Source organism: Cyclobacterium sp. L-R, from assembly GCF_056859355.1.
Genome location: NZ_JBSXOH010000035.1, coordinates 1 through 12312 on the forward strand (window position 1 = coordinate 1; position 12312 = coordinate 12312).

Consider the following 12312-nt stretch of genomic DNA (forward strand, 5'->3'; position numbering starts at 1 on the left):
ACCGCCCGTCAAGCCATGGAAGTCGGGTAGACCTGAAGACGGTAACCGCAAGGAGCCGTTTAGGGTAGAACCGGTAACTGGGGCTAAGTCGTAACAAGGTAGCCGTACCGGAAGGTGCGGCTGGAACACCTCCTTTCTGGAACGGTTCTATAGAATTGCTGTTTTTTTTAAGTCTAACATCTTCACACTTGTCCCAACTGGGGACAATAAGTTCTTTGACATGTTGAGTGGAAAATGCAATGTAAAGTATTTTAATCACGCGAGTGATTAAGATATAGAATAAAGAACATCAGGTGCTAGCAAAAGGGCACCAGATGAGTTCAAGTGAACAAGGGCGTACGGGGGATGCCTAGGCTCTAGGAGGCGAAGAAGGACGTGCCAAGCTGCGAAAAGCTGTGGGGATCGGCACAGTCGAAATGATCCACAGATGTCCGAATGGGGCAACCCACCCTGATTTATCAGGGTATCCAGAAATGGAGGCAAACGCGGGGAACTGAAACATCTAAGTACCCGCAGGAAGAGAAAATAATAATGATTCCGTCAGTAGCGGCGAGCGGACGCGGAAGAGCCCAAACCATTTATGTTACGGCATATATGGGGTTGTAGGACCTGCATAATTATAAATTAGGAGACTCGAATTGGCTGGGAAGTCAAACCGTAGAGGGTGAGAGTCCTGTAGAGGAATTTTAATTTATAAGGCGGGTATCCTGAGTAGGCCGGGACAGGAGAAATCCCGGTTGAATTTGCCGGCACCATCCGGTAAGGCTAAATACTCCCTAGAGACCGATAGTGAACGAGTACCGTGAGGGAAAGGTGAAAAGTACCGTGAATAACGGGGTGAAAAGAACCTGAAACCGTGCGCCTACAAGCGGTCGGAGTCCTGACTACGTCAGGATGACGGCGTGCCTTTTGCATAATGAGCCTACGAGTTACTCCTCACCGGCAAGGTTAATCCTGTAAACAGGAGGAGCCGCAGCGAAAGCGAGTCTGAATAAGGCGACACAGTCGGTGGGGGTAGACGCGAAACTTAGTGATCTACCCATGGCCAGGTTGAAGCTCTGGTAAAACAGAGTGGAGGACCGAACCGATAAGCGTTGAAAAGCTTCCGGATGAGCTGTGGGTAGGGGTGAAAGGCCAATCAAACTGAGAAATAGCTCGTACTCCCCGAAATGTTTTTAGGAACAGCGTCGGGAATTGTATGATGGAGGTAGAGCTACCGATAGGACTAGGGGGAGTCACATCCTACCAAATCCTGACGAACTCCGAATGCCATCATATAGAACCGGCAGTGAGGGCTTGGGTGCTAAGGTCCAAGTCCGAGAGGGAAAGAACCCAGACCTACCGCTAAGGTCCCAAAATCCGCGCTAAGTTGAACAAAGGCGGTCCAGCTGCAGAGACAGCCAGGAGGTTAGCTTGGAAGCAGCTATTCCTTTAAAGAGTGCGTAACAGCTCACTGGTCGAGCGGCAGGGCGTCGATAATAATCGGGCATCAAGTGCGGTACCGAAGCGAAGGATCCCGATTTATCGGGATGGTAGGGGAGCATTCCAGCGACAGCGAATCCGGGTGGTAATGCCCGGTGGAGTTTCTGGAAAAGCAAATGTAGGCATAAGTAACGATAATGGATGGGAACAACATCCACACCGAAAGACCAAGGATTCCTGATCAACGCTAATCGGATCAGGGTCAGTCGGGACCTAAGGATAACCCGAAGGGGGATTCCGATGGAAAATGGGTTAATATTCCCATACCGACCATACAGGTGACGGGGTGACGGAGTGTTGAAAGACCCGCCCGGTGACGGAATACCGGGTTAAAGGGTGTAGGTATTTGGACTGTAGTAAAATGCGCAGTCTTAGCCGAACCTGATAGTACCAAGCGTCTTCGGACAATTGGATAGTGGTCCTAAGAGCTTCCAAGAAAAACCTCTAGCGTTAAGCGTATGGTCGCCCGTACCGCAAACCGACACAGGTGGTTGGGGAGAGTATCCCAAGGTGCTCGAGTGAATCATGGCTAAGGAACTCGGCAAAATGGCCCTGTAACTTCGGGAGAAGGGGCGCCTCGCCTGACTTCGGTCAGGCAGGCCGCAGTGAAAAGGCCCAGGCGACTGTTTATCAAAAACACATGGCTTTGCGAAATCGTAAGATGAAGTATAAGGCCTGACACCTGCCCGGTGCTGGAAGGTTAAGGGGGGACGTTATCGCAAGAGAAGCGTTGAACCGAAGCCCCAGTAAACGGCGGCCGTAACTATAACGGTCCTAAGGTAGCGAAATTCCTTGTCGGGTAAGTTCCGACCTGCACGAATGGTGTAACGATCTGGGCACTGTCTCAGCCATGAGCTCGGTGAAATTGTAGTCGCGGTGAAGATGCCGCGTACCCGCAACGGGACGGAAAGACCCCATGAACCTTTACTGCAACTTAACATTGGTATCGGGTACACGGTGTGTAGGATAGGCCGGAGGCTGTGAATCGGCGTCGCTAGGCGTTGAGGAGCCACCGTTGAAATACGGCCCTCTGTGTGCCTGGTATCTAATCCCTGCAACAGGGAGACATTGTTTGGTGGGTAGTTTGACTGGGGTGGTCGCCTCCAAAAGAGTAACGGAGGCTTCCAAAGGTTCCCTCAGCACGCTTGGTAACCGTGCGTGGAGTGCAATAGCATAAGGGAGCTTGACTGTAAGGCGTACATGCCGAGCAGGGTGGAAACACGGGTATAGTGATCCGGCGGTACCGAATGGAAGGGCCGTCGCTCAAAGGATAAAAGGTACTCTGGGGATAACAGGCTGATCTCCCCCAAGAGCTCATATCGACGGGGAGGTTTGGCACCTCGATGTCGGCTCGTCACATCCTGGGGCTGGAGAAGGTCCCAAGGGTTGGGCTGTTCGCCCATTAAAGTGGCACGCGAGCTGGGTTCAGAACGTCGTGAGACAGTTCGGTCCCTATCTGTTGCGGGCGTGAGAAGTCTGCGGGGGGCTGTCCTTAGTACGAGAGGACCGGGATGGACCGACCGCTGGTGTACCGGTTGTAGTGCCAACTGCACCGCCGGGTAGCTAAGTCGGGAAGAGATAAGCGCTGAAAGCATCTAAGTGCGAAACTCGCCCCAAGATGAGACTTCTAAACAGGGCCGTCAGAGACGATGACGTTGATAGGCTGTAGGTGTAAAGTCAGAAATGACATAGCCGAGCAGTACTAATAGCCCGAAAACTTGAACACCTTTGCTACGTTGCATTTTCCACAAGACAAGTCAATTTACTTGAGACATTTATATAATTAAAGAAATTAAGTGAAAGCTATCAGAGCTTCACGAAGATTTAGGCGGCCCGGCGCAGGGGACCCACCTCTTCCCATCCCGAACAGAGAAGTTAAGCCCTGCAGCGCCGATGGTACTGGGGTTACACCTGGGAGAGTAGGTCGCCGCCTTCATTGACCCTTAGAGCAATCTAAGGGTCTTTTTTTTGCCTAATCTTTTTATGGGGTAATGCTTTATTGCCTGGTTTATTAATAGAACGGCGCTCCAATTGAACTCTAGGAGCATTACAATCAATATTGGGTGGTTGCTGCTGGCAGTATACCTATCATGCCCACTTAATAAGCAGCAAATCCTCTTGAGCTCATAAATCCTGACTAGTTCAACCCGAGATATGCAATAGACATTCTATTACGTGCTGAAATCGCTTTAAAATCAGCCACTTCGTTGCTGTTTTCAATTTCACCATAGCGGTGCTATGCTAAAATCTCCAAACAGCCTGATTTTCTTGCGATTGCAACACTTCCCGTAAACACGGGACAGGCTTCAACCCTGACTATTGTCAGGACGGAGAAATTCTATTACATAATCCGGGTTGAAAAGAACCAAAATACTAGAACTGAAGCTAAACTTAACCTTTACAGATTTAGCTCCAATTCGACCTTTTTTTATTTTGACCAAACCTTGTTGAGTAATACTGCAGAGGTTTCTACAATTTTGTACCCAGCCTCAGGTTCTAATCTGGTCCAACTTATAGGTGATCCGGAATATCCACCTCCTAGAAGCCCATAAATGGTAGGGCAATAACCATTGTAGCCATCCGTCATTCCCACTACGATGGTACTTTTGCCAGGGCTTCTCCTTTTGATATCCAAGCCAAACTGACTAAACAATTCACAAGGCTGGGTAACCATGGCCAAATCCCCAATCCTGATGGCGTGCACAGGTAAAATGTCAAAAGGATTCTCACCAAATGTTTCTTGTAGGTGCACCGAGCCAAATGCCATGATCATTTCCATACCTCGGATATTTTCCCCATTATCGATTCTCTTCAAAATTTCTTTAGACCTGATCAGGGTTCCAGTTTCTGGTAACCTGACACTTACCTTCAAATCATGGTACTGATGTTCCAATTTTGGGTCCGTTTGGTATTCAATATTTTTGTAAAGTCTCATTGTCTCCTTTACCACCAAATCAGTGATTTTCTTTATCTTCTCCTCATCGGTTTCCGATTTTCTATCCAGCATATTGTCCATGCTGATGTCTCCTTGTGCTCCATTTAAAAATAGCACAGGAAGGTTTTGCTTAAATTCCTTTCGAAAGGTCTTTCTAACCTCTCCAGGGAAATCAGCAGAGAACACACCATCTGCATAAAAAATTGTTGGATGCGTAGTGTTATGGTACATTACCGAAAGAAGGTTACCCTTTAAATCAGCGGCAAACATGGCCAGGTGTTGGGGATCATCTGGACCTTCTAAGCCAGCAAAATCAGGTCTAGTTGCATCACCGTGCATGGAATGGCTACCATCTGCCCAAGTCAACCGGCGGTTGTATCCAATTTGAACCTCACCTTCCGCCCATCCAATTTTTCCCGGTTGTGCTGCCTCAACGGCTTCTTTGGCCAATGCTACCATCCATGGCACTAAATCTTCCATATAGGCTGTATCCAAAGGCATCAGGTAATTGGTTTTCAACAAAGACGGCCCTCCATGGGTATGGGTAGAGGAAATCAGGATATTTCTTGGCAAAATCCCCGTTGCAACTCCCATGGCTTCGCGTAATCGCACATTGAGGTCAGGCTCAATTCCAGCAAAATCACAACTCACCAATAGCAATTGAAAATCACCTATTGAAAAATAGAGTCCATTGGCTTCAAGATCATCTCTGACTTCAGTGGCCTTTCTAGGCACTCCTGCTCCTTGCACCCAACTGCCCAATTCGGGAGTGATCATTTTGGTGGCAGCGCCAATTTTAAGTCCTTCAGATTGTGCTTGTGTAGGTATTGGATTATAAAAAGCCATGGTCCAAAGGGCCATAAACAATACAGTGATTCTAATCATAATTAATGGTTTTTTAGATTAAGTTTCATTTCTTCCAAAACTACCTGGTGGTCAGTATGGTCAATAACATGGCAATAATTCATTTTTTTAGGCCTTTAAGGCAATGGGATGCTATTCCTATTGACCATGTGATTTTTTAACAACTCAGACATTTGGGCGACAATGGCTTTGTTTTGGGGCTTATCGACTGTGTTTTCATTTTCATCAGGATCATTGGCTAAATCAAATAACATTTTTGATTTTAGCGTACCCTTACTGTCATAAAACTCAGTGTAGGCATGTGTTTTGGTGAGGACTGTTTCACCTCCAAGGTTTGACCTACTGTATATGGCATTTTTCCCTTCGGCCTTAGGATCGTCTAAAAGTTTTACGAAGCTTTTTCCTTGCACATGAAGCGGTGAGTTGATACCTGCCAAATCACAAAGCGTGGGATATAAATCCACGGTTTCCACCAATGCTTCCTGTTTTATATTGGCTGATTTCCCTGGTATTTTAAAAATAAGAGGTATCCGTATAGAAGTATTAAAATTAGCGTGTTTACACCAAAGCGCATGTTCTCCCAATTGCCATCCATGGTCTCCCCAAAGCACCACTATGGTACTTTCATCTAGTCCAAGATTTTCCAATTCATCCAAAACCCTACCCACCTGGGAATCAACATAGCTCACACTTGCATAATATCCATGGATAAGCGCTTTGGAAAGTTCCTCCGAAAATGGGCCCTCATTGGGAATATTGGAATAGGCCCTAAGTTCACTGTAGCTATGAAGGGATTCTTTTGGTGCGTTTTTAGGAGGATAAAAATTATCCGGCAATTCAATTTCTTCCCTATCATAAAGGTCCCAATACCTTTTGGGGGCATTAAAAGGTAAGTGAGGCTTTTTAAAACCAACAGCCATAAAAAATGCTTCTCCAGAGCCTTTAAACTCCTGCAGTTTTTCCATTGCCCTGCTGGCTATTCTCCCATCTTCATAAACTACATCTTGCACTTCCGGATTTTCAAAGGCCGGCCCCCTGTTTGGTAAATTTTGATTGTTTCTGGCTTGGGTATTGTATTGCCTGTCTTCATTCAGCCTTTTAAAAATACTAATCCCTTCCTCTGATTGGTAATCCCATGCTGTTGTGGTCATGGCAGGCCGCCATACTTCAGTCCAACTGCCTTTCCCATCCTCGAAGTTATTGTAAACCTTTCCAAGTGAAACAGTCGTATAATTGTTGTTTTTGAAATGCATGGGTAAACTTACCAATCCTGGTACATCTTGGTCCTGGGAACAGTTCCAACCATTGAAGCGATTGGGACTTCCATATAAACCTGAAAGGAGAATGGCCCTGCTTGGCCCACAAACTGGATAGTTGACATAGGCTTGTGTAAACAACTGCCCCATTCGTGCCAGCCTGTCTATATTGGGAGATTTTATATGTGCTTGATCATAGCAACCCAATTCCGGCCTTAAATCATCAACCATTAGGAAAAGTATATTCGGTTGATGCAAAGGTTTATTTGTCGATTGTCCATGAGATTCAAGAAATAACCCACTAATAAGTAGAATGAAGATAATCTGTCTTTTCAACATGGCAATCGGAGGAATTTATTAAATGGCTGGAAGAATGACATATAGAAAGGTTCAAAGTATTCCCGCAAAGGAAAGGAGAAATTAAGCTGTACTATTTTAAGTAAGCCCTAAAGAAAGAAAACAAGAAAAGTATTTTACCATGGCTAAAACAGACCTAACAGCAATCATTTCATTAGCTTACTTAAATCCAATGAGCGAATTATTGTAGTAGGAAAATTGCCCTCGTGGTTATAAAGCACAAGGGCAATTTTCCATAACCTTTCTCCATCATTGAATTTGATTAGGGAATTTACTTCCTACTAAATTTCATTGGGAACAGCAAAGGGTTCTCTGTATACCCTAGAGAGCAAAGTATCTGCTTCCGGATCGTTAGCAAACTTCTCATAATCGCCCATAAACTTTAGTTCGCGTTTGACTCGGTAAGAAATATTGGCCAATAAAGGCAAGGCTGTCGAATAAAAACCTTCTCGCATATCACATTGGAGCATGGTATTGTCACCGGAACGGATTGCTTCAATATAGTTGGAAAAGAGGCTTGCTTTTTGTTCCGCTCCGCCTTCTTTGGAACTCGCAAAAGGTTTTGTGTCGCGATGATGGAAAGCCCTCCAGGAATTGCCGCTGATTTCTAACCATCCATCTTCTCCATAAAAAAGGTTGCCCACTTCCTTGCCATCACTTCCCTCATGGTTGGTATACCTTCCACGGGCTTCATATTCAAGCATGGTTCCATCGGCATATTTAAACAAGCCAGTTTGTATATTTGGCGTTTCCTGACCTGATTTGTCATGGCCATAAGTATTCACGTCTCCATAAACCCTTGTGCCAGGGGTACAGTTTTCAGCTTCACAATCATCCTTTTTAAAGCCATAAATTCCTCCCATAGAATAGATGGTTTCCGGGTGTTCATTTTTCTGAAGTCCCCATCGGGCGATATCCAATTGATGGGTTCCAGTATTGCCAGAGTCACCATTTCCCGTATCCCAGTACCAATGCCAATTGTAGTGACTTCTCTTCTCATTGTAAGGACGGTAGGTAGCTGGTCCCAGCCATTGGTTGTAATGGAAACCCGCTGGAGGTGTACCATTGGCCCCTGTACCATAAGAATTTCTGAATTTATAAGTAAGGACCCTAGCCATGTATAACTTGCCAATACCTCCTTCATGCAAAAATTGCATCGCATCTCTGACGTTATTGTAAGAACGGTTAGTTAATCCAACCTGCACTGTCAATCCACTTTTCTGAGCTGCCTGAATCATTTTCCTTCCTTCCCATATATTATGTGAGGCAGGTTTTTCTACATACACATGTTTCCCAGCCTGACAAGCCCAAATTGAAGCCAGGGCATGCCAATGATTTGGCGTTGCAATGGAAACTGCATCTACTTCCTTGTTATCCAACACTTTTCTTAAATCCCATTCCAATTCTGGTTTAACACCAGTTTTGTCGCTTACTATTTTTGATTTGGCATCAAAAAGATTTTCATCTGTATCACAAAGTACCTTCAAAACCACATTGTGACTGTCTTTCAGGCTGCAATAGTTATTAATGTGTACGGTACCTTGATTTCTGATACCAATTTGGGCTAAATTAATACGCTCATTTGAACCAATAATGGCCCCATAACTTTTGGCACTAAAAGCCATTGCACCTATGGAAATCCCTGCTGAACCTAAAGCTGCTTTCTTTATAAACTCTCTTCGTTTTGTCATGTTGAAATTGTATAAGAAATGGATAAGCAGGATATTAATCATTTATTTTAATTTAATAAAATAAAAACTTGATTTTTTAGCTTCTAATAGGTGATTATTCATAATCTTACGGCCAAACAGTAGTATAATATTAGCCTATTCCCACTTCCCACGATAACATTTACTTTTGAGATTAAACAAATAATTTATTGGCCTTACTTTCTGTAAACCAAACCATAAGATTAATGCAAAAAATGAAAAATATTGCTCTATCATTTAATTGACCTTTTCGGTAAAAGCCCATTTTTAAGGTTTTTAAAAATTTAAACAACTTTTTTTGCAGGTAAACAAAATTTTCGATTGATGTCTTTTTTTTATACATTTAGTGCCTTTTGTAAAAACAGAACTATTAGATAGAAAACATCAAAAGAAGCAACAAATAACCCCTAATCTAAAATAATAATGCATAAAACATTTCTAAATCAAATGCCTACCCTAATCAAAAAAGTTTTTTTTGGTGGGCTGATCTTCTGTATCGCTTTGCTCAGCCAAAGCTGTAAAAAAGAAGTGCAGAAAAAACCGTTTTCACTAGGTGAGAAATATTATTCAGAAAAAACCCAACTCTATTTACCCAATGATTTAGAGGCCACCCTTTGGGCCGAATCACCTCAATTTTTCAATCCTACCAACATGGATGTGGATGCTAAAGGAAGAATTTGGGTCACAGAAGCACTCAACTACCGTTTGTTCCGCAATGATCCTGAAAAATTCAAACACCACGAAGAAGGCGACAGAGTAGTAATTCTGGAGGATAAAGATGGAGATGGAGTGGCAGAAAGCTCTAAGGTATTTGTTCAGGACAAGGATCTGACAGCCCCTTTGGGAATCTCTGTAATTGGTGACAAGGTGATCGTTTCAAGTGGTCCTTCCGTCATAATTTATACAGACTCGGACGGTGATGACAAGCCAGATAACAAAGAAGTGTTTTTGACAGGTTTCGGAGGTTTTGACCATGACCATGGATTGCACGCTATGATGGCAGGACCTGATGGAAAGTATTATTTTAATGCAGGCAATGCCGGACCTCATATAGTGACGGATAAAAGTGGCTGGACCTTGCGATCAGGTAGCCTTTACAATGGCGGGTCTCCTCATATGATAGACAACGAACCTGGCATGGTCAGTGACGATGGCAAAATGTGGGTTGGTGGCATTGCTATGCGGATCAATCCGGATGGCACTGGCCTTAAAGTTTTGGGCCATAACTTTAGGAACTCCTATGAATTGGCTTTGGACTCCTACGGCAATATGTGGCAGAATGACAACGATGATGATGGCAATAAAGGCGTTCGTGTTTCATGGCTGATGGAAGGTGGAAACATGGGGTATTTCAATACTGATGGTTCCAGAAAATGGCAGGCAGACCGTCGTCCAGGACAGACCACAGCAATGGCGCATTGGCATCAAGAAGATCCTGGAGTAATCCCATTTGGAGACAATACGGGATCAGGTTCACCTACAGGCATTACTTTTTATGAAAGTGATTTATTGGGTGAAAAATACCAAGGGACATTATTCGCAAGTGAGGCCGGTAGAAATGTAATATTGGCTTACAAACCAGAGCCTACCGGTGCTGGATTTGCATTAAACCGACATAATTTAATCACATCTCTAAAAGAAGAAGAGGTTGAAGATGCTAAAAGCAGGGCCACGGACGAAGACAAAACCAAATGGTTTCGTCCCAGTGATGTAGTGGTAGGAACAGATGGTGCCATTTATGTAGCCGATTGGTTTGATGGAATGGTGGGTGGCCACCGCATGATAGATAGCACCGGTTACGGAAGAATTTACCGTATAACACCAAAGGGTGTAAATTTACCAAAACCTACCATCGACCTGTCTACTACTCAAGGACAAATAGCTGCATTGATCAACCCAGCCGTCAATGTTCGTAATGCTGGGTTTGCATTATTGGCAAAACAAGGCAGCCAAACTGTTGAAGAAGTGAAGGAAGTTTTAAAGGATGAAAACCCTTACCATCAGGCCAGAGCCATCTGGCTATTGTCAAATATGGGCAGTGAAGGCATTCAAGCCGTGGAAATCCAATTGGAAGCAGACAATCCTGACTTGCGATTAACTGCTTTCAGGGCTTTAAGGCAGGTAAAAACGGATATCTTACCTTATGCTAGTAAATTAAGCTCAGATCCATCTGCAGCAGTGCGTAGGGAAGTAGCTGTGGCCATGCGGGACATGCCTATGAACGAGGTTAAAGCTATTTTAATTGAATTGGCTTCCCATCACGACGGAGAAGACCGGTATTATGTGGAAGCGCTTGGTTTGGCCATGGAAGGAAAGGAAGAAGAGATCTATACTGCCCTAAATCAGGAATTGGGAGCTGAACCCCTCGACTGGAATCCAGGGTTTGAAGACCTCACTTGGCGTTTACATCCAAAGCAAGCTATTAGCGGATTAAAAGACAGGGCCATGTCTGAACAATTATCAGATGCTCAACGCAAAAAAGCTGTCACGGCCCTTGGATTCATCAATGACCAAAAGGCAGTAAATGCCATGCAGGAAATTGCGGCCACAAATATAGCAGATGTTAAAGACCAGGCTTTATGGTGGTTGAGGTACCGAAGAAACAATGATTGGAACGAATTTGCCATTGACATCCCTGAGTTGAAGGCCAATCTCAGTCCGGAGATCCAAAAGGAGATGTTAACTTTTAAGTCCGTAATTGAGAGCAAAAGTAGCCCTGAAGCAGAAAAGATAAAAGCAGCAAAAGCCATGGCCAAAGACAAAACCGGAGGGATGATGTTAATTGGTTTGGCAGAGAAAGAGGGACTTTCAGACAAATTGAAATCCGAAATCAGTTCGGTGATTTTCCAAAATCCAGAACAAGCCATCCGTGTTTTGGCTGGAGATTACTTTTCTAATCCTGCTGAATCCAGCCTATTGGCAGTGGCAGATATCACCGCCTTGGAAGGAGATGCAACCAAAGGAAAGCAGGTTTATTTAGGCAAATGTGCTACCTGCCATCAAATTGGTGAGGAAGGCCGAAATATTGGACCTAATTTGAGCATGATTGGTGCCAAGCTTGATCAAAACGGACTGTTGGATGCCATCACTAATCCGAGTGCCGGAGTAGCATTTGGTTATGAAATGTGGCTAATCACCTTAAAAGATGGAACGGTAGCTTATGGTTTCTTACAAGCAGATGGCCCAATTGTGGTATTGGAAGGTTTGCAAAATGAAGTTTACAATATACAAGCCAGTGATATTGCTTCAAGGAAAAGATTTGGAACCAGCATTATGCCGAAACCTTCTGATTTAAAAATGAATGAAGCAGATATTTCAAACCTTACCGCATATTTGGTAGGCTTAAATTCTGAAAAGAAGTAAACTTTAAAATCTTAGATTTAAACAGGTTAATCATAAAAAAATCACCAATCTTTCTAAAAGTCAAATGACTTTGGATAGATTGGTGATTTTTATTTGTTGTCTATTCTAAAATAGACAAATGAAAACTTATTGCAATCTACTTAAACCCGAAATATGCAATAGACAATCTATTACGTGCTAAAATCGCTTTAAAATCAGGCACTTTGTTGCTGTTTTCAATTTCACCATAGCGGTGCTATGCTAAAATCTCCAAACAGCCTGATTTTCTTGCGATTGCAACACTTCCCATAAACACGGGACAGGCTATCACCCCTGACTATTGTCAGGACGGAGAAATCCTATTACA

The 12312-nt window shown here is 43.9% G+C and carries 4 protein-coding genes and 3 rRNA genes; 4 read left to right on the plus strand and 3 right to left on the minus strand.

The features are described 5' to 3' along the window. The 3 genes from AC13EX_RS03335 to rrf form a co-directional block, all read left to right on the plus strand. Positions 1–136 (plus strand): 16S ribosomal RNA (locus tag AC13EX_RS03335); the annotation flags it as partial. Positions 137–318: 182 nt separating this feature from the next. Beyond that, positions 319–3208, plus strand: a 23S ribosomal RNA gene (locus AC13EX_RS03340). A 98-nt stretch (positions 3209–3306) separates the two neighbouring features. Further along, positions 3307–3418: ribosomal RNA gene (rrf, locus tag AC13EX_RS03345) — 5S ribosomal RNA — on the plus strand. A 492-nt stretch (positions 3419–3910) separates the two neighbouring features. On the opposite strand, the gene AC13EX_RS03350 is transcribed toward rrf, so the two are convergent. From AC13EX_RS03350 to AC13EX_RS03360, 3 genes are all read right to left on the minus strand, one after another. Then, positions 3911–5302, minus strand: a complete 1392-nt coding sequence (locus AC13EX_RS03350; protein WP_339718057.1) for a hypothetical protein — start codon at positions 5300–5302, stop codon at positions 3911–3913. 95 nt (positions 5303–5397) lie between these two features. After that, positions 5398–6876, minus strand: coding sequence for a sulfatase (locus AC13EX_RS03355; RefSeq protein WP_339718058.1), 1479 nt, complete (start codon positions 6874–6876; stop codon positions 5398–5400). Between the two features lie 299 nt (positions 6877–7175). Continuing rightward, complete coding sequence (locus AC13EX_RS03360) at positions 7176–8585, minus strand: Gfo/Idh/MocA family protein (RefSeq protein WP_339718059.1); 1410 nt, start codon at positions 8583–8585, stop codon at positions 7176–7178. A 441-nt stretch (positions 8586–9026) separates the two neighbouring features. Between AC13EX_RS03360 and AC13EX_RS03365 the strand changes: the two genes are divergently transcribed. Continuing rightward, positions 9027–11966, plus strand: a complete 2940-nt coding sequence (locus AC13EX_RS03365) for a PVC-type heme-binding CxxCH protein (RefSeq protein ID WP_339718060.1) — start codon at positions 9027–9029, stop codon at positions 11964–11966. Positions 11967–12312 lie beyond the last annotated feature (346 nt).

What these genes read in the sequence shown, in the direction of transcription:
- AC13EX_RS03350 (WP_339718057.1), bottom strand. Translation starts at nt 5,302, where the DNA reads ATGATTAGAATCACTGTATTGTTTATGGCCCTTTGGACCATGGCTTTT.
- AC13EX_RS03355 (WP_339718058.1), bottom strand. Translation starts at nt 6,876, where the DNA reads ATGTTGAAAAGACAGATTATCTTCATTCTACTTATTAGTGGGTTATTT.
- AC13EX_RS03360 (WP_339718059.1), bottom strand. Translation starts at nt 8,585, where the DNA reads ATGACAAAACGAAGAGAGTTTATAAAGAAAGCAGCTTTAGGTTCAGCA.
- AC13EX_RS03365 (WP_339718060.1), top strand. Translation starts at nt 9,027, where the DNA reads ATGCATAAAACATTTCTAAATCAAATGCCTACCCTAATCAAAAAAGTT.